Origin of the sequence: Streptomyces sp. BK022 (genome assembly GCF_004217355.1) — a bacterium.
GTDB classification, from domain to species: Bacteria; Actinomycetota; Actinomycetes; order Streptomycetales; family Streptomycetaceae; genus Streptomyces; species Streptomyces griseoluteus.
This window is the reverse complement of record NZ_SHKU01000006.1, coordinates 355,269-375,162: the sequence shown is the minus strand read 5'-3', so window position 1 is coordinate 375,162 and position 19,894 is coordinate 355,269. Positions and strand designations below refer to the sequence as shown.

The following is a 19,894-nucleotide window of genomic DNA, read 5'->3' as shown; positions in this document are numbered from 1 at the left end:
CTCGTTCACCGCGGCAGCGGCCTCGTCATCCGTTCAGACCGTCATTGATCAAGGTGAACGTGCGCGTGGCGATCTTCTTCGCCGCGTCCTCGGTGCCCTGCGTGATGCCGCCCTGGGTGTTGGCGATACCGCTCTGCGTTCCGCCCTGGGTGTTGTCGGTACCGCCCTGGGTGCCGCCCTGGGTGTTGCCGGTACCGCTCTGCGTGCTGCCCTGGGTGTTGCCCTTGCCGCTCTGCGTTCCGCCCTGGGTGTTGCCGATACCGCCCTGGGTGCCCCCCTGGGTGTTGCCGGTGCCGCCCTGGGTGTTGAACACGTTGCCGTAATACCCGTGGTTGAAGACAATGGTGACTTCTGCGGGATATCCCGGATAGTTGCGGTTCTCTGCGGAAGCCTGGCTCGCCGTTGCGCCCGTCAGCGCCATGGCAGCGGCAAAAGACAGGGTTGCGTAAATTCCGACCCGCTTCACGGTAGGCCTTTCTTGCGGCAGACAGAAGAGAGAACTTCTTGCGGTTCAAATTAGCCGCAACCTCTCACTGCGTTGCTCCAGCGACACAGGCCATGTCACCCGTACAGGGGGGCCGGGCCGGCATTCCGCACCGGGATGGTGGGGCTCTTCGCACGCCGGGCGGTCGGCGTCGGAGTGCACGGCATCACCCCGCGGGGGTTTCCTCCGCGGGGTGATGAACTCCGTCTATCGACTAGCCCTGGACTCCGCCCTGGGTGTTACCGGTGCCGCCACCCTGCACACCGCCCTGGGTGTTGCCAGTGCCGCCACCCTGCACACCGCCCTGGGTGTTACCGGTGCCGCCACCCTGCACACCGCCCTGGGTGTTGCCAGTGCCGCCACCCTGCACACCGCCCTGGGTGTTGCCAGTACCGCCACCCTGCACACCGCCCTGGGTGTTACCAGTACCGCCACCCTGCACACCGCCCTGGGTGTTACCAGTACCGCCACCCTGCACACCGCCCTGGGTGTTACCGGTGCCGCCACCCTGGACGCCACCCTGGGTGTTACCGGTGCCGCCACCCTGGACGCCACCCTGGGTGTTACCGGTGCCGCCACCCTGCACACCGCCCTGGGTGTTGCCAGTACCGCCACCCTGGACGCCACCCTGGGTGTTGCCAGTACCGCCCTGGACCCCACCCTGGGTGTTACCGGTGCCGCCCTGGACCCCGCCCTGGGTGTTCCCCCTACCGCCGCCCTGGACTCCGCCCTGGGTGTTACCGGTGCCGCCACCCTGCACACCGCCCTGGGTGTTGCCGGTGCCGCCACCCTGGACGCCACCCTGGGTGTTGCCAGTACCGCCACCCTGCACACCGCCCTGGGTGTTACCGGTGCCGCCACCCTGCACACCGCCCTGGGTGTTACCGGTGCCGCCACCCTGCACACCGCCCTGCGTGTTCCCCCGACCGCTGCCCTGCACGCCACCCTGCGTGTTCCCCCGACCGCTGCCCTGGACCCCGCCCTGGGTGTTACGGCCCTGGGCATTGCGGTTGATCTTGCAGTTCTTCTTCTGGCACGGCTTGTCCGGCGTCGTCGCGTGAGTTCCTGTGGGCGCCGGGGTGGCGAAGGCGGTGGAGGGCGTGAGGGCTCCCCCAGCAGCCAGGGCAGCCGACGCGGTCACCAGTGCCGCACGCTTCGCGAAGTTCTGCATGACGATTCCTTTCGGGTGAACGTCAGGACCGGCCGGTTCGCGGGCCCCGCTTCGATTACGGAGGGCGTTCTCCGTAGCCCTGGGGCGCCAGCCGCCTCAACCCCGGGAAATCGAGACGCGGCGGATTGCCACAGTCCTTTCCCGGAGGCGCGGGTGTGCCCGGGTTTGGAACTCCTCGACCAGCATGCGTCGCCGTCTCCGGCGGCACATCGGGCGAACACCCCAACTTCCACCCCGGGCACACCCCAGGTACCGGCGTGGCACCCGGGCAGCCCGGTCCCTGCGGCCCACCTGCGGGGATCGGGCTGGATCTTTTGCGCGGCTCCGGCCGCGGAGAGAAACTGACGTGTGATGGACCTGCTAGAACGAGAGGCCGTTCTCCAGGACCTCACCGGCCACCTGAGGGTGGCAGTGAGTGGCCCCGGACGTCTGGCCCTTGTGCGTGGCGAGACCGGCATCGGCAAGACCGCCGTCGTCCAACGACTGGCGCGGCTGGCCGATCCCCACATCCGGGTGCTGTCGGGCGCCTGTGATCCGCTGGCCACTCCCCGCCCGTTGGGCCCCCTGACAGATCTGGCCCCGAACCTGGGTGCCGCGGCGCGCAACGCCCTGACGGGGGCGCTCGCCGGGACCTGCCGTTCTGACGAGCTCTTCGACTGCCTGCTCGCCGACCTGAGCGCCTACCCGAGCCTGCTGGTCGTCGAGGACCTCCACTGGGCCGACGAGGCCACGATGGACCTGCTGCGCCATCTGACCCGGCGTCTGCCCGGCGTTCCCACGATGGTGGTGGCCACCTACCGCGACGACGAGATCGGCCGGACCCACGACCTGACCGCCCTCCTCGGCACCCTGGCCGGCTATCCGTGGGTGTACCGCCACGACCTGCTCCCCCTCAGCCGCCGTGCGGTGGCCCTGCTGGCCGCCGGCCACGCCGTGGACGCGGAGCAGGTGTACCGCGTGTCCGCCGGGAACCCGTTCATCGTCTCCGCGATCCTGGCCGCCCCCGCCGAGACCGTCCCGGCCACGGTGCGCGAGGCCGTCGCGGGCCGCCTGGCCGGGTTGTCGGCGCCGGCGCGGCGGGTGGTCGACGTGCTGGCCGTCCTCGGGCGCCGGGTCCCGCTGCCGCTGCTGGCCGGCATCCTCCCGACCCCGGAGGAGGCCCTCGACGAGGCCGTGGCCTGCGGCATCGTACGCACCGAGGGGCAGACGGCCGAGTTCCGGCATGAGCTGACCCGGCGGGCGGTGCTGGAGGCCGTACCCGCCGCCCACCGTCTGCGGACACACCGGCAGGCATTGGCGTTGATGCGGTCCGGGCCGGTCGCGGCGGACGACCTGGCGCTGCTGGCCGATCATTCCGAGGGCGCCGAGGACGCGGCCGCCGTGCTGGAGTACGCCCCCGCGGCAGCCGCCCACGCCGCCGCGTCGGGCGCGCACCGGGAGGCGGCCGCCCAGTACGCCCGGGCCCTGCGGTACGCCGACGACCTCCCGGCCGACCAGCAGACCTCCCTGCTGGAGGGCCACTCGCAGGCCTGTCTGCTGTCCAGCCGGCTCGACGAGGGCGTGGCTTCCCGCCGTACGGCGGTGCGGCTGCGCCGGGCACAGGGTGACCGGCTGCGCGAGGGGGAGGACCTGCGTTGGCTGTCGTGCTGGCTGTGGCCGGCCGGGCGTACCGCCGAGGCCAGGCAGACCGGCCTGGAGGCCGTGCGGGTACTCGAAGAGCTGCGGCCGAGCCGGGAGTTGGCGTGGGCGTACCTGAACCTGTGCCAGTTGGCCTGTCACGAGCACGAAGGGGCCGCGGTGGCCGCCGCCTACGCCGAGAAGGCGGCCGCTCTGGGCGAGCGTTTCGGCGACGCGGGGGTGGGCGACCAGGCGCACTTCCACGCCGCGGCGGCACGCGTGCTGAGCGGGGGAGCGGGGTGGGAGGACTGCGAGCGGGCGGTGTCCAGCGCGATGGCGCGGGATCTGCCGGCGGACGCGGGCTTCCTGGCGCTCACCCTGTGCTGGCTCGCCGCGCTGCAGCACGACGCCGCCCGGACCACCGCGGCCGCGAGCCGGGCGGAAGCCTACTTCCTCGATCACGACCTGCTGCCCCACCTGCTGTGCGCGAGGGCCTGGGACAGCTGGGGGCTGCTCAACCGGGGCCTGTGGGATCAGGCCGCCGACACCGCGCAGGAGGTCGTGTCCCACCCCGGCTCACCGCCGGTCGGCGAGGCCCTGGCGCTGACCGTCCTGGGCCTGGTGCGGGCCCGCCGGGGCAGGGACCGGGTTTGGCCGCTGCTGGACCGGGCGGCGGGCCTGGTCGACTCGGACTGCCTGCTGGACACGGGTCTGGGGTGGGAGGCCCGGGTCGAGGCGGCCTGGCTGGCCGGTGACCATGAGCTGGTGCAGACGGAGGCGCGCAGCGGGCTGGCCGCGCTGGCGGAGCGTACGCACCCCTGGCTGTCCGGCCCGCTGGCCTGCTGGATCCGCCGCGCCGGCGGGACGCCCCCGCGGGTGCCGGCCGCCGAACCCTACGCGCTGGAGCTGACCGGCGACTGGGAGGGCGCCGCGGCCCGCTGGGACGGGCTCGGCTGCCCGCACGACGCGGCGCTGGCCCGCCTGTCCGGCGACGCTCCCGCGCTGCGCGAGGCCCTGGCGGCCTTCGAGGCCCTGGACGCCCGGCCGGCCGTGGCCCGCACCCGCGCCGTGATGCGCGCCCGGGGCGTCCGCCCGATCCGGCGCGGGGCGCGGGCGGCCACCCGGGCCAACCCGTACGGACTGACCAACCGGGAGCTGGACGTCCTCAAGCTGCTGAACGAGGGCCTGTCGGACGCCGAGATCGCGGCCCGCCTCTACATCGCGCCCAAGACCGCCGGGCACCACGTGGGCGCGGTGCTGGCCAAGCTCGGCGTGCACACCCGGCACGACGCGGCCCGCAAACTGCACCCGCCCGAGCCGTGACAGGGGGTCCGTGATGCGTGTCGGGAAAGCAGCCGGCCGTCAGGCCGGCGTGGTGACCGCGGCGCTCTGCCTCTGCTGCGTCCCGCTCGGTGCGTGGGGCGCACCGGATGCGTCGGCGAGCGAATCGGGCGCCCGGTGGGAGAACGCGCGGACCGCCTCCCCGGAGTCGGTGCCCCAGTGCTACGCGACGCGCGGTGCTCCGCAGGAGATCGTGTGTTACCGGCGCTCGTGGAAGGCCGAGTTCAGGCACGGGGACGTGGTCTACGTGCCCCGTCTCATCCAGGTCCCGAGGCCCGCGCATCCGTCGTCCGTGGTGATCGTCGACCGCCTGGACGACATTCGTCCAGGTGGCACCTGACGCACACCATCGACCCAGGCAGAGCCGGGCAGACGCGGCCGTACGGAATCGCAACCGGGGTCAGTGATGGGTCAAGGAGGCAGCCCCCGTGAGCGGCCCCGACGCCTTGCCGCGATCACTCTCGTCCTGCACGAGCAGAGAGAGCAGGGACGCCACGGACAGGCCGGCTTCCGCCGGGTGCCGCAGCACCTTGTCCGGCTCGATGCGGTACGTGTTCGCACGCCCCTCCCGGGTGTGCGAGAGGTAACCGTCCTGCTCGAGGTCGGCAATGATGCGCTGGACCGCGCGCTCCGTGAGCCGGCAGTGGGCGGCGATGTCTCGAATCCGGATGTTCGGGTTGTCGGCGATGGCCGCCAGGACGCGCGCGTGACTGGTGACGAACGTCCATCCGCTGTGAGGTTCAGGCACTCCAACCATGCCTCCCATTTTAGGGGACCCTCATTGCCCGAACCCAGATGCATGACATACTTTTCCGGTAATCGCTGGCGTCTCTGCGCCGGCGAGCTCCAAGGTGTCTGCGAGGGAGGCCGTCATGCCAACGCTCACGAGTGGCGTCGGTGGCAAGCGGGGGTCGGTGCGCTCCAGCGAGCCGGGGCCGACGACCGCGTTGCGTCAGTACGAGTGCCGTGGCTCGTGGGTGGTCGCCGCTCACGGCTCTTATGACATGCACTCGACCCCGCCGCTGGCGGAGGCATTGGGCGCCGCCGCCAGGAAGCACGCGAAGGTCGTCCTGGACGCCTCTGGCGTTGACTTCGCGGACTCGGCATTGCTCAACCTGCTGATCCGTGCCAACCACGCGGGAAACCTGCGCGTGGCCGCACCGCCGGCACAGCTTCGGCGGCTGTTGGCGATCTCCGGAATCGACACCGTCCTGGTAATACGGGAGACCGTGACCGAGGCCGCCGCCGCCTGAGCCGTGCCTGCGCCCGCGGGCGTATCGCGCTCATGAGCCCGGGAGCCTATCCGCTCTCGTAGTGGCCCCCTCGGTGCGGCCGGCGGTCCGCTCCGGACGCCATGGACCTTGAGCGATGACGACCACCGGCAGGACTGCCGGACACCGTCTAGAGAGCGTCCTTCGACGGCGTGATCGGCTCGCCGGACTTACGCACGGGAGGCAGGACACTCCACGGGAAGTTGATCCAGTCCTCGGTGCGCTTCCAGACGTACTCGCACTTCACGAGGGAGTGGGACTTCTCGTAGATGACGGCGGAACGCACCTCGGCGACGGTGTCGAGGCAGAAGTCGCGCACCAGCTTGAGCGTCTTGCCGGTGTCGGCGACGTCGTCGGTGATGAGCACCTTCTTGTCGGAGAAGTCGATGCGGTCGGGGACGGGTGCCAGCATCACCGGCATGTCGAGCGTGGTGCCGACGCCCGTGTAGAACTCCACGTTCACCAGGTGGATGTTCTTGCAGTCCAGGGCGTAGGCCAGGCCGCCGGCCACGAAGACGCCACCGCGCGCGATGCTCAGCACGATGTCGGGCTCGAAGCCGTCGTCCGCGATGGTCTGCGCCAGCTCACGGACGGCCGTGCCGAAGCGCTCGTAGGTCAGGTTCTCCCGCGCGTCGCTCATATGGTCGTCGTCCTCATACCTGGGTCCGGTGGAAGTTCAGGAAGGACCGCGAGGCGGTCGGGCCGCGCTGGCCCTGGTAGCGGGAGCCGTAGCGCTCGCTGCCGTAGGCGTGCTCGGCGGGGGAGGACAGCCGGAACATGCACAGCTGGCCAATCTTCATACCGGGCCAGAGCTTGATCGGCAGGGTGGCGAGGTTCGACAGCTCCAGGGTGACGTGACCGCTGAAGCCGGGGTCGATGAAGCCGGCGGTGGAGTGGGTGACCAGGCCGAGCCGGCCCAGCGAACTCTTGCCCTCCAGGCGGGAGGCGAGGTCGTCGGGGAGCGTGATGACCTCGTACGTGCTCGCCAGCACGAACTCACCGGGGTGCAGGATGAACGGCTCGTCGCCCTCGGGCTCGACCAGCCGGGTGAGGTCCGGCTGCTCCACGGAGGGGTCGATGTGGGGGTACCGGTGGTTCTCGAACACCCGGAAGTAACGGTCCAGCCGTACGTCGATGCTCGAGGGCTGAACCATGGAATCTTCGAAGGGATCGATCCGGACCCGCCCGGCGTCGATCTCGGCCCGGATGTCCTTGTCTGAGAGAAGCACGCCCCGAGGATACGCAAGGGGCGCGGACCGCCGACAATCGTGACGGATCCGCGCCCCCTGGTGGTGCGTGTGCGTGCCGCTCGGCGGCGCGTGTGGCCACCGCTCGGCGCGCGTGTGCCTACCGCTTCTGCAGCGTGACCGGCACCGCGCTGCGCAGCCGCGCACAGCGGGGACACCGGACGAGCCGGCCGGGGCCCAGCCGCTCGGCCTGCTGCATCGGGAACGAAGCGGCGCTGAAGACGTGCCCGTCCGCGCAGCGGACGACGGTGCGTTCCATCAAGTCCCTCAAGTCCCTTCCCCAGGAGCCGCGTCGGGCTCACTCCCCCGACGCCGAATGCCACATTACGGGACCAACCGGAACCTACCCCAGACGGCACTCCGGGACCCCGAGGCACCCACCGTAAGGTACAGTGAGCGAGCGTTCGGACGCCGACTGCACCCCAGTCGATATGTCCGTATTGCGCGGGTGTAGTTTAATGGTAGAACATCAGCTTCCCAAGCTGAGAGCGCGAGTTCGATTCTCGTCACCCGCTCCACTATGAACCCCCAGGTCATGGACCTGGGGGTTGTTTGTTGTCCAGACCGGCGGGCGGGATACACACCCAACCGCACCATTGGCTGCCGGTGGCCTCCTCGTGGCGGTGCGCGGGTCCATCGAGGCCGTCCTCACGGTGCTCAGCACGCTCTGCACGGGGTAAATCGTCGAGGCCAGCGTCTTCCTCGCGCTAGCGCTCGTCCAAGAGCTGACACACTGCACCCTTCTCGGAGGATGGGCCGACACTGACCGTCGTGTCGTTGAGGGTGATGCCCGAGCCTGCATCGTGGCTCGTCCGCCAGCCACTCGACCGATCCGCCCCCACCGGGCCGGTGAGGATGAAAATATGGGCGAGTCGAGGGCGGAACGAGGGCCGAGTGGAAGAGAACAGACGCATAGCCCTGCTCATCGGGGTGCGTGAGAATCCGGGGGCGGAACACCTTTTCCCCTCTCTTGCTGCGACGGTCGACGCGGACCTGCGCGTGCTAGGCGCCTCCCTGGAGAGCAGTGGCTACGCGATAGAGACCCTCCTGGACCCCACCCGAAACGCGATCACCGAACGTATCTCCGCCCTCTCCGCGAGCGCGCCGCCCAGCAGTACCTTGCTCCTCTACTTCACCGGGCACGGCATCCGGATCGGCACCACCGACTACTTGGTGCCCTACGACGCCCGCGCCCCTGCCGACCAAAGTAACGACACGGCCGGGTGGGAGCAGCCCCACGTGCAGGAGTCGCTCCTGGAGGCCGACATCAGCCGTTACCTGGCCAACTGCTCGGCCGGCACCGTGCTGTGGTTGATAGACGCCTGCCGCTGGACCGGGAACGAACAAGGAGCCGCCTTCGGCAGTAACGTCGTCAAAGGTCCCCCAGGCAGCGGTTTCGCCATGATGACAAGCTGTGGCCCAGGTGAACCCAGCGGCTTCGCGGAGGCGGGCAGCTTCTTCACGTCGGCGCTCGCCCAGGCCTTCGACCCGCTGACTGAGGCCACGACCGTGGAGCAGGTGTACGAGAAGACCAGACGCGATACTCAGGCCCTCGCGGTACGGGCTCTGGCCGACCCGCAGAAAGTCCTGATTCACTACGGCACCGATCTGGCGGAGCAGACCAGGACCCTGGCAGTCGCCGACGGCAGGCGGCTGCTGGAGGCCTGGCAGGACGCCGTACGCACCTCTGCTCTCTGGGAACTGCTCCCGGATGGCGACGCGCAAGCCGTGGACCACTTTCAGGGATGCCTGTCGGACCTGGCCGCACAGGCTGCCCGCCATGTCCACCGCGCCCAGGAGCGGCTGCCTGATCCATGGGCCGATGAGGACTACCCGGTACGGCTGCTGACCGACCGCCTCCCACAGATCCTGCCCAAAGACGCTGAGCTGTCCGCCCTGGAGGTCACCGCGCTGATCGCCGGTGTCCTGCTGCACGAGACGGCCTGGGCCATGCGGTTGAGCCAGGCCGCCGAGTTCCGTCCACACCTCGTGCGGCGTCGGGTGGACGCCGACGACCAGCGGCGGCACTACGAGCAGATCACCGAGCACTACCCCCAGATCACCGAGAAGCTCGCGGACTGGTACCTGTGGTTGGCGGACCCCGCAGACGACCGCCACGCCGTCACGCTGTGGCTGGTCCATCGCTGGATCGAGGAACGGTTCTCGACCGACGAGGAGGCCGTGCCCGCGGTGCTGGCCGACGGCTTCGTGACCCGCCTCCTCGACGTAGAGCCGCCGATGACGGGCGAGCCGCTCGGCGGCCGGGCGGAAGCACTCTCCACAGCGCTGCGTATGGTCGCCACGGGCCTCGCCGTCGGAGCCCCCGCAGACGACCAGCGGCTGCCGCCGGACCAACACGTCATCCGCAGAACGTCCTGGCGCTTACGGGTACGCCCGCTGGCAGCGCTGCTGCGGCTCGCGGGCCTGCTCGCCTTCGATGCCCGTTGTCTGCCGGAAGTCCTCGCCGAGCATCTCGCCGTCTCCGATCCGGTGGTGCCGAGTGAAGTGGTCACCGTCCTCCGGGACGCTTTCTGGTATCTCGACCAGGACGATAGGGCACAGTATCTGCATCTGGACGCGCTCTGCCCCCATCCGGCGATCCACGCAGCGCTCGCCTCGGTCGTCGAGGGTGCCGACGACCTCGGGCATCTGTTGCGGGAGTCGGCCCGCCGCCTCCCGCACGACGAGGCCGCGCTACTGCGCGGACTTCCCACGCGACTATCCGACCACCGGCTCCGACCCGGCCGCGAGCACGGCATAGACGCGTACGACGTTCCGCTCGCCCGGTTCTCGCTGGCGCAGACGGAAATCCGCCGTCTGCTGATGGGCGAGAAGCTGTACGAGGGCGAGCCCGAACTCGCGCTGCGGGAGCTGTACCAGAACGCCATGGACGCCTGCCGCTACCGGGAGATGCGCGTCCGGTATCTGCGCGACCTCGGCCGGGAACCGGCCAAGTGGGCGGGACACATCCGCATCGAGGTGGGCGAGGACAACCGCGGTCGTTACGTCGAGTGTGTGGACAACGGCGTCGGCATGACGCTCGACCAGCTTAAGAACACTTTCACCCAGGCCGGCCGCCGCTTCGACCAGTCCCATTCCTTCCGCCGGGAGCAGGCAGCGTGGCTTCGCCACGACAGTTCGCTGCGGCTCTATCCCAACAGCCGCTTCGGTATCGGCGTCTTCAGCTACTTCATGCTCGCCGAAGAGATGACTATCGTGACCCGACCGGTCGGCCCGGACGGCCGCCCGGTTGAGAAGGCGCTACGCGTCGAGATCCCGGTCAGCGGCAGTCTCTTCCGGGTACGGGAGGAGGACGAGCGGGGCGGCACGACTTTACCCGAGGGCGGTACACGCGTGCGGCTGCACCTGCGCGATGCGGGGCCACTGTCCGGAGGCTCCGTCGTGTCCGTGCTGCGCTCTCTCATTCTGATCAGTGAGTTCCGGCTGGACGTGTGCGACCAGGACGGCACGAAGGAGACCTGGCTACCCGGACGTCTCAAGTCCGGTGAGGAGCCTGGGTCGTTCACCACCCGGTTCGCCGTCGAGGCCATCCCGGGCACCTTGTGGTGGGTCTCGGGAGACGGGGCGATCGTGTGTGACGGGATCGCCACGGACAAGCGGACCTTCGGGTACGTGCTGAATCTGTCGGGCGCTCACTCCGGCGAACTCAGCATCAATCGCAAGAAGTTGGAAAGATACGACACCTTGTGGGCGCGGAAGCAGTTTCAGCAGGGCGCGCAGGCGCTCACCCACAGCGCGAGGTTGAGCCTTCAGTGGTTGTGGAGCATGGAAGCCCGCGAGCCCTCGATCGCTCGTATTCTTTGGAAGGCCGTACAGGATCAAGGATTGCTCGTGTCGGACAGCCTCGGTCGGCAGGCGAACATCGACGAAGTTGGCTGGTTCAAGCTGGACGCCTCCTTGGACGACCGACGCGGGAGGCGCGAGGAGGAAAAGCTCTCCGAGGCGGTCCGGCCCTGGCGGCTGGCCGTCCTCGGCCCCGAGTTCCGCGCCCAGAAGGAAGCGGCTCCGCTGTCTCTCTCCGGCCACCCCGTTCCGCAGCCGGGCTGGTCGGACATCGCTGCGAAGGTCGAGGGCGACTGGCGTACCGCGGTTCTGGTGGCACACGAACAGGGCAGCACCGTGGCAGAGGTGCTCCGCGCGACGCGGGGCCTACGCATCGTCCATCCGCGGCTGGCGGGGCCGGCCGTCGTCGGTGACGGCGACTTGGAATGGAAACCGGAATTCACCGACTGGTACGTAATGAAGGGGCTCCTGGGCAGCGAGCCGAATCCGCTGGACGGCCTCTCCATCACCGTCTGGGGGCGCCCCCTGCCGTCCAAGCGACGGACCGCCAACGAGATCTACTATCGGCACCCGCCCGAGGATCTCTCCGGCATCGTCCGGGCCTCCGCGAGTTTCCGTGAGCCACTGGGGAAGCTGGCCGAGGCGTGCACCCGGTACGCGCCGTTCGTGGGCGAACCGCTGCGCGCCGTCCCGGAGCATCACCGTGACCACGTCTGCACGGACGCCGAGCTCAAGCTTCTGTACCTCCAGGAGGACAAGAACCACTGGCGACCCGCCATTCACCCCTGGGACGTACCGGTGGTGGCAGCTACGACCGACCTCGACGCGAAAGAAGTACAACGGCGCATAGCCGAGTTCGCCTGGCTGGGCAGGCCCGCACCTGATCCCGTGCTGGCTGCCCGATGGGCTGCCGTGTCGCCGGAGGTATTTCCTATTCTGCGCCACTACATCGTCCACGGCGCCGACGGCAGCCCCACGCTGCCCTGGGCCGCCACTATCGAATTGGCTGCGGAGTGTGACATGTCCGTGTGGGAAGCCGAGCGCGTTCTCGCCCGCGAGGCGGAGCCCCTCGGAGTGGCCCACCGCCGGCGCTACACCAAACGCTCCTCCGGACGTGACGTGGTCCCCTCACTCGAGACGGGAAACCTCGTACGGTGGCTACACCAGGAGAACATCCGCCTGGAGGACGGCGTCTCACTCCGGGACCTCGCCTTCGTCCGCTCGCACGAGACGTCCTCCGAGGAACTGTCCTGGCACCTAACCGAGTTGAGGGAAGCTGCGGTCGATCTTCCGGACGCGGCAAAACTGTTGCGCGCCTGGGACGGTCTGCCAACGCCTAGCAGATACGCGTTCTCCGGGGAGGACCCCAGCTGGGAAGGCGCCGACTATCCCGTACCGGCGACCTCAGCCGTGCTGTTCACCGGAAGCCAGCGACTCCGGCAGCAGCTGTCGGTGCTGTGGAACACCGCGCAGCGGGATGCCCAGAGGCTGGGGCTGGGCACCGAACTCGTTGCCCCACTCCCGCCCAAGATGTTGAGAAAGTTCGTCCCGACGTGGGACGAGGTCGCCGCACTGGTCGACGAAGGCATGCACGAGGACGTGGATTATGTGTGGTTCGAGACCCCTCGCTGGATCCCGCTCACCGCGCAACGGCTGGTGGGCTACGCCCGCGCCCGCACTCTCGGTGCCGGGGCGGCGTACCGGGCTCTGGCGCCCTTCAGGGCCATCGGCGCTCTCGTACCGGAACTGACCACCGAGGCAGAGGCGGCACTGCCCGACGAGGTGCCCACCGTGCACGATGCCGTGGCGGTCGACCCGGCGTACCGCGTCTCCAAGCCCGGCACCCCGCTACTGCCTCTCGACCTGATCAGCATCGCGGGGCGTCTCGGTGAATCGGTACGGCACACCTGGCAACGGCGCATCAGGCCATACCTCGCTCTGGAGGAGACACCACCGGCGATCACCGATGTCCCCGACGTCGTACCCGGCTGGCAGGACCTGGCGCTCCTCTCCGAGAGCCTCGACGGAAAGCTTCCCGCGCTAACCGGTCCCGTCCAGCAGGACTGGATCGAACGCTGTGCCCAGGCGGTGGGTGAGACACCCGAATGGGTGCGCGAGCGCCTTGAGGTGTATGCGGGCCTGTTCGGTCTCCAGCTGAAGTGTGCCGCCGAGAAGGGAGGGAAGCGATGACGCGGTCCCACCGCCACGATCACCGCATGCCGTACGCCGATGAGGATCTCGGTGAACTCGATGGCGCCCTGTTCACCCAGCAGCCGGCCCCAAACGGTGGGGGTGTGATCGTCGCAGGGACGTGTCCACGCTGTCACGGCGCCACCAGAACGCTGTTCCCGTGGGCGCGGCCGGGAACAGGGACGAAGGGCGGACTGAGGCTGCTCTTCGGGAAGGGGAGGACGCAGAGGGAGGAGGGTGCGGAACCGTTGCTGGCAGAGGTACACCTGTGCGAGTGCGGGCACGCACATCCCCACATGCCCCCGGACACGTCGTTCTTCGGGTGCGGCGCGGTTTGGCGAATCCGACGATGAGCAACCGTTCCGAGCGCCGCTGGGCCGAACTCGCCCGTGAACTGGAGTTCACCAGGCTTCCGGAACTGCGCAGACAGGCGGAAGGGTGGCGTAACGGTCTCACAGGACTCACAGCCCTGCTTGCGGTCCTCCTGCTGCTGAAGGGACGCGACAACCTCGACGACCTGCCGGTCTCTGCCCGCGCGACCGCCACCGGGCTACTGATGACCGCCTTCGTGCTGTTGGTCACCGGTTCCCTCCTGGCTGCACGAGCCGCACACGGGGCTCCGGAGCGAGAGATCCTCCTGGGCGGGCAGGCCCTGCGTCGCTGGACCGAGCAGGAAGTGGCCCGAGTGACACGAGCACTGGCTTGGGCCTACCTGTCCTACGTCTTCGGAGTAATCCTCGTCGTTGGCGCACTCATGGTCGCATGGGTGACGACCCGTGATTCCGGTACGCAACCGGTCGTAGTGCAGACGAACACGGGTTTGGTGTGCGGCGAGTTGATCCAGGCAGACCGGCACCACGTGGAGATCAGCTCCGCGACGGACGACAGAGTCTCCTTGCCATGGACCGCCGTGGTGCGCGTGAAACCTGGCAAGACCTGCGATGGAGTCCCGTAGCGTACTGCCGTTTACGCATGACTTACGTGGGTCACGTCCGCGGGAGTGGTGCATCGACGCCACCCGCTGCCGCCCGCCCCGCCCTGGCACTTGACTGCCTAGGGCCCTGCGTCAGAGCGGGAGGTCGTCGGAGAGTACCCGGAACGCCTTGTACCGGCCCAACGCGTCACATTAACGTGGCGGTTCAGCCCGAACGGAGGGGGCCCCCGCTCCCTCGGCACGCGATCCTTGAGCATGGCCACCGAACCCCACGCCGCTCCCTCGACGACCACTCACGTGAGTGCGGTGACCGATGGGGTCACCAGAGTCTTCACATGGGAGGAAGGCGCCCGCATCGAGGTCCGCGACCTGGGCGGCGAAATCGTCATCGAGGCCAACGCCGCCGGTCTGAGGACACTGGCCGGCCACTTCCTCACGCTCGCCGAGGACGGCACACCGGACGGTGCTCATCTCCACCTGGAGGAGAACAACGGACTCGAAGCGGGCTCCGTGGGCCTGGTCCTGGAGCGGTGTGACGACGAATGACGGGCCCGGTCGTCGACGGGGGCCCTTTCAGTGCTCACGTCCTCCCTCGAACTCCACGACCAGCTCCGGGCGATACGTCGCTCGGTAAGCGTCCAGTGTCCGGCGAAGCATGGCGGCTCCGAGGGGGACGTCCTCCGCGAGCTGGTCCCAGCCCAGAAAGCGCAGATGGCCCGGAATCCAGACCAGGCCGGTGATCGCGTCCCAGAAGGCAGCCCAGTTGTTTCCGTAGAAGTCCGGGAACCCCAGCTCCCGCCGCAGCACCCGGTGCAGGGCGCGCTCGTCGTGGAGTCCGCTGACGTCGATGGTGATCACGACCGCATGCTTTCACCTCGGTCGGAGTGGGTGGGCGGCAGGCGCAGCGTCGAGGGGCCCAGGGCATCGGCCTGCCCCCTCGTACTCCGGGATCTCACGCGTCCCGGTACCAGTGCGTCCCGCCCACCAGGAACTCGTACACCGGGCGTCCCCGGCTCCCGCTGGTGCGGAAGGGCCGGCCGTGGTCGTTGAGGCGGATCGTGCCCTGGCGGCCGGCGCTGTTCCACTGGAGGTCCACGTACCAGTGGACGTCGTGGGTGTCGGCGTGGGCGGTGATGTAGAGGACCTCGGGGTCGGTGCGGCTGACCTTGTAGGGGAAGCCGCGCTGGCCGGCCTTCGGGGACAGTACGGGGTGGGGGGCGTCGAGGTTCGTGTCGAAGGACCTCGTCTCCACGCCTCCGCCGCAGCCGGAGGAGCCGAGGTAGGCGTTCCAGGACGGGGGCGGAGCGGAGTCGGCCACACCGACGTGCATGGACTCGATGACGACGGCCTCGTCGCCGGTGCCCTGGACGGTCAGCGCCACACGCTGCTCGTCGGCGGCGACGGCCCGGTGTGCCTTCACCCAGCCCGGTACGTCCTGCCCCATCACCGGCGGGGCGACCTCGGCGGGAGGCCGGTCGACGAGGTACTTCCCCTCGCACTGGGGGTCGTCCCAGCCGTAGGTGCGGGTGCTCACGGTGAGGGGCGCGGCGGTTGCCCGGCCGGGGGCGGTGCCGTGGGCCGAGGGGGCGCCGTCGTCGCGGTCGAGCGTCAGCGCGGTGGCCACCGTGACGACCAGGGCGACGGCCGCCGCGATCAGGGGCCAGTGCTTACGGCGGGGGCGGTGGGCCGGCTCCTCCACCGAGGTGGGGGCGGGTACGGAAACAGGTGGAGTGCCCTCCTGCGGTGCGGGCGCGCCGCCTGCCCCCGGCGCCGGAGCGACCGCCCGCCGCCCCCGTTCCCGCGCCGCGTCCGCCAGCACCCACCGCCGGTGCAGCTCGACCAGTTCCTCCGGCGTCGCCCCGCACAGCCGGGCCATACGGGAGACGACCGCGTAGTCGGCCGGTACGCCGTCGCCGCGGCAGTAGCGGTGCAGGGTCGAGGTGCTCATGTGCGCACGCTTGGCCAGAGCCTCGTAACTCAGCCCGGACCGCTGCTTCAACTCGCCCAACAGCGCGGCGAACTCGGCGATCTCCTCAGCCGCCCCCACCCGTCCCCCATTCCGTCCGGCATCCCATGCCGGGCGCGTTTCACCAGGTCAGAGCCGATGCCGGCATCCCAGCGTTCCAAAGATCCCGATGGAATGGCGGGCGGAACGCGGGGTGGCACAGGCTGAGGTCATCCAAGCACGGCACCCCACCGGTCACCGTGCTGGCCCAGCTTCCCCCGCGCTCCGGGCGCGTTGAACCGGCGGAAGCTCAACTCCTCTACAGACAGGGCGACTCACTCATGCGCAGCACCACCCGCACCACCACCGCCGCCTCCCTGACGGCCCTCGCCGCACTCGCCCTCGTGGGCGTCCAGGCCGGCGCGGCCCACGCCGCCACCTCGGCCACCTCGGCCACCTGCACCACGGCCAACACCAAGCTGACCGTCACCGAGGTGTCCCGTCCCGTCAACCACCTGCTGCTGAAGGCCACCAACACCGGCACCGCCACCTGCGACGCCTACTACGCCCCCCTGCTGCGCGCCGGCGCCGACGCACAAGCCCCGCTCGCCTGGTTCGAGGACAGCAAGCCGCAGGCCGTGGTGACGCTCAAGCCGGGCGAGTCCGCCTACGCCGGCATCGCCACGTACTCCCCCGACGGCGAGGGCGGCGCCACCGAGAAGACCCTCGGCGTGTTCTTCACCGACCGGAACGCGGGCGGCACCGGCAAGGAGAAGACGCTGAACCTGCCGAACGGCGGGGTCTTCTTCAACAGCGCCGCCGCGGTGACGTACTGGCAGGACAACGCGGCCGACGCCCTCACCTGGTAGGGACGTTGTCCGGGAACTCCCCCGGAATTGTCCGTGATCGGTAACACACGCATCCGCCCGCTCCCGCCCTCCGTCCTGACAAGTGGTCGCGACGCGGCCGGGCTTGGACGGGCGAGAGTGGGGGCGGGCATGGCGCGGCACAACGGGACGCGGGGCTGGTACGGCAAGGTGGTCGGGGCGGCGCTCGGGGTGACGATGCTCGCGGTCGGCGCCTCCCTATGGACCGCGCAGGCCGACACCGCCGGCGGACCGGCGCCGAAGCCCGCGACGAGCAGCGTCAAGCCGGTCGACGTGACCATCGCGCACTCCTCCGACCAGGGCGCGCGCGGCGTCAACATCACCATCGACGACGGACCCGACCCCACCTGGACGCCTCAAGTGCTGGCCGTGCTGAAGGAGTACGGGGTGAAGGCGACGTTCTGCATGGTCGGCACCCAGGCGCAGGCGCACCCCGATCTGGTGAAGCGGGTCGTCGCCGCCGGGCACCGGCTGTGCGACCACACGGTGTCGCACGACACGGCGATGGACAAGAAGCCCGTGGCCTACCAGTCGCAGCAGATCCTCGACGCCGAGCGCATGATCACCGAGGCGTCCGGGGGCGTACGGCCGATGTACTACCGCGCTCCCGGCGGCGCCTTCACCCCCGCCAGCCGCAAGCTCGCCGCCTCGCGGGGGATGCGCCCCCTGGGCTGGAACGTCGACACCAAGGACTTCGAACTGCCGGGCACGGAGGCCATCGTGGCCACGGTCGAACGCGAACTCCCGAACGGCCCGACGCTGTTGTTCCACGACGCGGGCGGCGACCGTTCGCAGACGGTCGAGGCGCTGCGCCGGGTGCTGCCCGAACTCAAGCAGCAGGGCTACTCGTTCGGCTTCCCGGTGCGCTGAGAGCCGTTCGCCGCCTCTCGCGAAACCCCATCTCGAAAGGAACCTCCACTGATGAACCGCCACCTGCGCACGGCCGTTGCCGCCGCTGCCGCGCTCACGGCCGGACTGCTGATGACGGCGTGCCAGAGCGGCTCGGACTCCGCCACCGCCTCCGGCACGAGCACCACGTCCGCCGCCGGAACGGCCACGGAGAGCCCCGGGTCCCAGGAGTCCGGCGGGTCGGAGCGGCCGGCCGCGCGGCAGGGCTCCGGCGCGGACTCCTCCACCGGCACGGGCTCCGCCGCGTCCACGGGCACGGGCTCCTCCACCGTCTCGCCCTCCCGTGGCACCGCCGTCGAGGGCATCGACAAGGGCGAGGGCGTCAACGGCACCTGGTTCGGCAACGTCTCCTACCTCGCTCCCGGCAAGTACACGGTCAGCGGCCAGCGGGGCAGCGAGCAGGAGTTCCTCCTCGCCGAGGACACCGAGATCATCGGCTACGACGACATCTGCGGCGACCCGAGCGCGGCCGGCGGCACCAAGTGCACCGAGGCCCAGCTCGAGACGGCCGCGAAGAAGGGCGTCTCGGCCGAGGTCGTGATCAAGAACGGCATCGCCACGAGCATCCGCGACGACCACTGAGCCCGGCCGCGAGGAGGTCTCACGCCGGTTCGAGCTGCGGCTCCGGGCGGGGCGTCGGCGGGGCGGGGGTCGGTTCCCAGCGGGCGGTGGTGCGGACGTAGCCGTAGATCACCGCGGCCGTGGTCAGGAGGACGAAGGGGCCGACCGTCCAGGGGTGGTGGGCCATCTGAACGGGCAGGAAGCGGACCGCGAGCAGGAGGGCGCTGAAGAACACCACTCCGGCGGCGACCTGCTGCACGGCCAGGCGGTCCCAGCCGTGGTCGTGTGCGCGCAGGGCCGTCTCGATGGTGAGCGTGAACACCACGCCGGCGACGAGGTCGATGCCGTAGTGGTAGCCGAACCCCAGGGTCGCTGTGAGGGTGGCCAGGAGCCAGAAGGTGCCCGCGAGGCGCATGAACCGCGGGGCCCGGCGGGAGTGGATGAAGATCGCGGTGGCCCAGGCGGTGTGCAGGCTGGGCATGCAGTTGCGGGGCGTGATCGCGTCGTAGACCACCGGGTGCGGGGACCCGACCGACGGCGGGATGTGCGGCCAGATCTCGGCGACGGCCCAGTGCGCGCTGCCCGTGCCGAAGGCGCCGGTGCCGTAGGCGAACACGGGGCCGACCACCGGGTAGATCATGTAGACGGCCGGTCCGACCAGGCCGATCACCAGGAACGTACGCACCAGGTGGTGGGCCGGGAAGCGGCGCTCGGCCGCCACGTTGCGGAGCTGGTACAGCGAGACGACGACCGCGGCCACCGCGAGCTGGCCGTAGACCGCGTGGAGGATGTGCCAGCCGACCGGGCCGGAGGCTTCGACGATCCGGCCCGCCACCCACGAGGGATTGCCCAGCGCGTGATCGGCGGTCGCCACGTACGGGTCGAGCACCTGGGGACGGCTCTTGGCGGTGATCAGCAGCCAGGTGTCGCCCGTCTTGCGGCCGGCCACCAGCAGCAGGCCCAGGCCGACCCCCTTCAGCAGCAGGACGCGTTCCCGGCCGGTGCGACGGGTGAGCGCGATGACCCCGCAGCCCAGCACCACCCACAGCGCGCCGTTGCCGAACGCGCGGCCCTCGTCGTCGCCGACGCCACCGATGTCGAACGCCCAGCGCGTCAGCGCGAGGACGACGTCGATGCCGAGCGCCACTCCGACCGCGACGAAGCGCTGCCGCCAGGTGAGCACCACCAGGGTCAGCGCGAGGCCGGCGTACAGCAGGGCCCCCGACTTGGGGCGGTACACCAGCTCCGCGACCTGGTGGGTGAGCGGCCCCGGCAGGCCGTAGCGACGCGCGGCCAGCTCCAGCGCGACGAGGAAACCGAGAGCCGTCACACCCGCGGCGGCCCAGAGTCCTGTCCGCGCCCGACCCTTGGGGGTGGACGCGGTCAGGCCGGATATTCGCGAAAACCCCCGTGACAGCATGCGCCTCAACTTATCGGCACAGGGCACTGAAAAGCGCCCCTATGGACGTAACTGATCAACAACGGGCGGACCTGGGCGGGGATCGGACGCGAGCAGGCCCGGACGAGAGATCG

Annotated in this window: 18 protein-coding genes and 1 tRNA gene; 10 read left to right on the top strand and 9 right to left on the bottom strand. The window is 69.9% G+C overall.

The features are described 5' to 3' along the window. Nucleotides 1–25: 25 nt before the first annotated feature. Together EV284_RS25475 and EV284_RS25470 are read right to left on the bottom strand one after the other, a co-directional pair. Nucleotides 26–466 carry a hypothetical protein gene (locus tag EV284_RS25475; protein WP_130338067.1) on the bottom strand — a complete coding sequence of 147 codons (441 nt, stop codon included), beginning with the start codon at nucleotides 464–466 and terminating at the stop codon, nucleotides 26–28. 232 nt (nucleotides 467–698) lie between these two features. Then, the gene (locus tag EV284_RS25470; protein ID WP_130338065.1) at nucleotides 699–1,655 is read right to left on the bottom strand and encodes a hypothetical protein; all 957 of its coding nucleotides are present in this window, start codon (nucleotides 1,653–1,655) and stop codon (nucleotides 699–701) included. A 351-nt stretch (nucleotides 1,656–2,006) separates the two neighbouring features. On the opposite strand from EV284_RS25470, the gene EV284_RS25465 reads away from it, so the two are divergent. Together EV284_RS25465 and EV284_RS25460 are read left to right on the top strand one after the other, a co-directional pair. After that, nucleotides 2,007–4,595, top strand: coding sequence for a LuxR family transcriptional regulator (locus EV284_RS25465; protein ID WP_130338461.1), 2,589 nt, complete (start codon nucleotides 2,007–2,009; stop codon nucleotides 4,593–4,595). Nucleotides 4,596–4,608: 13 nt separating this feature from the next. Continuing rightward, nucleotides 4,609–4,953, top strand: coding sequence for a hypothetical protein (locus EV284_RS25460; protein ID WP_130338063.1), 345 nt, complete (start codon nucleotides 4,609–4,611; stop codon nucleotides 4,951–4,953). Nucleotides 4,954–5,013: 60 nt separating this feature from the next. Here the strand turns inward: EV284_RS25460 and EV284_RS25455 are convergent, their stop codons facing one another. Beyond that, entirely contained in the window at nucleotides 5,014–5,370 is a 357-nt protein-coding gene (locus EV284_RS25455; RefSeq protein WP_130338459.1) for a helix-turn-helix domain-containing protein, read from the bottom strand. Nucleotides 5,371–5,485: 115 nt separating this feature from the next. On the opposite strand from EV284_RS25455, the gene EV284_RS25450 reads away from it, so the two are divergent. Then, the gene (locus EV284_RS25450; protein WP_130338061.1) at nucleotides 5,486–5,866 is read left to right on the top strand and encodes an STAS domain-containing protein; all 381 of its coding nucleotides are present in this window, start codon (nucleotides 5,486–5,488) and stop codon (nucleotides 5,864–5,866) included. Between the two features lie 148 nt (nucleotides 5,867–6,014). Here EV284_RS25450 and EV284_RS25445 read toward each other — a convergent pair whose 3' ends face one another. The 3 genes from EV284_RS25445 to EV284_RS32830 form a co-directional block, all read right to left on the bottom strand. After that, entirely contained in the window at nucleotides 6,015–6,524 is a 510-nt protein-coding gene (locus EV284_RS25445; RefSeq protein ID WP_130338059.1) for a phosphoribosyltransferase, read from the bottom strand. Nucleotides 6,525–6,537: 13 nt separating this feature from the next. Next, nucleotides 6,538–7,113 carry a dCTP deaminase gene (gene dcd / locus EV284_RS25440; protein WP_130338057.1) on the bottom strand — a complete coding sequence of 192 codons (576 nt, stop codon included), beginning with the start codon at nucleotides 7,111–7,113 and terminating at the stop codon, nucleotides 6,538–6,540. 118 nt (nucleotides 7,114–7,231) lie between these two features. Next, nucleotides 7,232–7,390, bottom strand: coding sequence for a hypothetical protein (locus EV284_RS32830; RefSeq protein WP_165425636.1), 159 nt, complete (start codon nucleotides 7,388–7,390; stop codon nucleotides 7,232–7,234). A 185-nt stretch (nucleotides 7,391–7,575) separates the two neighbouring features. Between EV284_RS32830 and EV284_RS25435 the strand changes: the two genes are divergently transcribed. The 4 genes from EV284_RS25435 (at nucleotide 7,576) to EV284_RS25415 (ending at nucleotide 14,605) form a co-directional block, all read left to right on the top strand. Next, a tRNA-Gly gene (locus tag EV284_RS25435) sits at nucleotides 7,576–7,649 on the top strand. Nucleotides 7,650–8,025: 376 nt separating this feature from the next. After that, nucleotides 8,026–13,125: a caspase family protein gene (locus EV284_RS25430; RefSeq protein ID WP_130338055.1), complete on the top strand. Its 5,100-nt coding sequence runs from the start codon at nucleotides 8,026–8,028 to the stop codon at nucleotides 13,123–13,125. Nucleotides 13,126–13,474: 349 nt separating this feature from the next. Next, nucleotides 13,475–14,080 (top strand): hypothetical protein, encoded by a 606-nt coding sequence (locus EV284_RS25420; protein ID WP_130338051.1) that lies wholly within the window; start codon nucleotides 13,475–13,477, stop codon nucleotides 14,078–14,080. 285 nt (nucleotides 14,081–14,365) lie between these two features. Continuing rightward, on the top strand, nucleotides 14,366–14,605 hold the full coding sequence (locus tag EV284_RS25415) for a hypothetical protein (RefSeq protein ID WP_130338049.1): 240 nt from the start codon (nucleotides 14,366–14,368) through the stop codon (nucleotides 14,603–14,605). Nucleotides 14,606–14,632: 27 nt separating this feature from the next. Here the strand turns inward: EV284_RS25415 and EV284_RS25410 are convergent, their stop codons facing one another. Both EV284_RS25410 and EV284_RS25405 read right to left on the bottom strand, forming a co-directional pair. Further along, nucleotides 14,633–14,917, bottom strand: coding sequence for a barstar family protein (locus tag EV284_RS25410; protein WP_130338047.1), 285 nt, complete (start codon nucleotides 14,915–14,917; stop codon nucleotides 14,633–14,635). A gap of 94 nt (nucleotides 14,918–15,011) precedes the next feature. After that, a complete protein-coding gene (locus tag EV284_RS25405; protein WP_242625816.1) occupies nucleotides 15,012–16,106 on the bottom strand; it encodes a helix-turn-helix transcriptional regulator in 1,095 nt (364 codons plus the stop codon). 239 nt (nucleotides 16,107–16,345) lie between these two features. Here EV284_RS25405 and EV284_RS25400 point away from each other — a divergent pair, with 239 nt between their 5' ends. The 3 genes from EV284_RS25400 (at nucleotide 16,346) to EV284_RS25390 (ending at nucleotide 18,382) form a co-directional block, all read left to right on the top strand. Next, nucleotides 16,346–16,873 carry a DUF4232 domain-containing protein gene (locus EV284_RS25400; protein ID WP_130338045.1) on the top strand — a complete coding sequence of 176 codons (528 nt, stop codon included), beginning with the start codon at nucleotides 16,346–16,348 and terminating at the stop codon, nucleotides 16,871–16,873. Between the two features lie 129 nt (nucleotides 16,874–17,002). After that, the gene (locus tag EV284_RS25395) at nucleotides 17,003–17,761 is read left to right on the top strand and encodes a polysaccharide deacetylase family protein (RefSeq protein ID WP_130338043.1); all 759 of its coding nucleotides are present in this window, start codon (nucleotides 17,003–17,005) and stop codon (nucleotides 17,759–17,761) included. A gap of 51 nt (nucleotides 17,762–17,812) precedes the next feature. Next, entirely contained in the window at nucleotides 17,813–18,382 is a 570-nt protein-coding gene (locus EV284_RS25390; protein ID WP_130338041.1) for a hypothetical protein, read from the top strand. Between the two features lie 19 nt (nucleotides 18,383–18,401). On the opposite strand, the gene EV284_RS25385 is transcribed toward EV284_RS25390, so the two are convergent. Then, nucleotides 18,402–19,781, bottom strand: a complete 1,380-nt coding sequence (locus EV284_RS25385; protein WP_130338039.1) for a phosphatase PAP2 family protein — start codon at nucleotides 19,779–19,781, stop codon at nucleotides 18,402–18,404. Between the last annotated feature and the right edge of the window lie 113 nt (nucleotides 19,782–19,894).

Coding starts and splice junctions, on each gene's coding strand:
- EV284_RS25470 (WP_130338065.1), bottom strand. CDS start 1,655: ATGCAGAACTTCGCGAAGCGTGCGGCACTGGTGACCGCGTCGGCTGCC.
- EV284_RS25465 (WP_130338461.1), top strand. CDS start 2,007: ATGGACCTGCTAGAACGAGAGGCCGTTCTCCAGGACCTCACCGGCCAC.
- EV284_RS25460 (WP_130338063.1), top strand. CDS start 4,609: ATGCGTGTCGGGAAAGCAGCCGGCCGTCAGGCCGGCGTGGTGACCGCG.
- EV284_RS25455 (WP_130338459.1), bottom strand. CDS start 5,370: ATGGTTGGAGTGCCTGAACCTCACAGCGGATGGACGTTCGTCACCAGT.
- EV284_RS25450 (WP_130338061.1), top strand. CDS start 5,486: ATGCCAACGCTCACGAGTGGCGTCGGTGGCAAGCGGGGGTCGGTGCGC.
- EV284_RS25445 (WP_130338059.1), bottom strand. CDS start 6,524: ATGAGCGACGCGCGGGAGAACCTGACCTACGAGCGCTTCGGCACGGCC.
- EV284_RS32830 (WP_165425636.1), bottom strand. CDS start 7,390: ATGGAACGCACCGTCGTCCGCTGCGCGGACGGGCACGTCTTCAGCGCC.
- EV284_RS25420 (WP_130338051.1), top strand. CDS start 13,475: ATGAGCAACCGTTCCGAGCGCCGCTGGGCCGAACTCGCCCGTGAACTG.
- EV284_RS25400 (WP_130338045.1), top strand. CDS start 16,346: ATGCGCAGCACCACCCGCACCACCACCGCCGCCTCCCTGACGGCCCTC.
- EV284_RS25395 (WP_130338043.1), top strand. CDS start 17,003: ATGGCGCGGCACAACGGGACGCGGGGCTGGTACGGCAAGGTGGTCGGG.
- EV284_RS25390 (WP_130338041.1), top strand. CDS start 17,813: ATGAACCGCCACCTGCGCACGGCCGTTGCCGCCGCTGCCGCGCTCACG.
- EV284_RS25385 (WP_130338039.1), bottom strand. CDS start 19,781: ATGCTGTCACGGGGGTTTTCGCGAATATCCGGCCTGACCGCGTCCACC.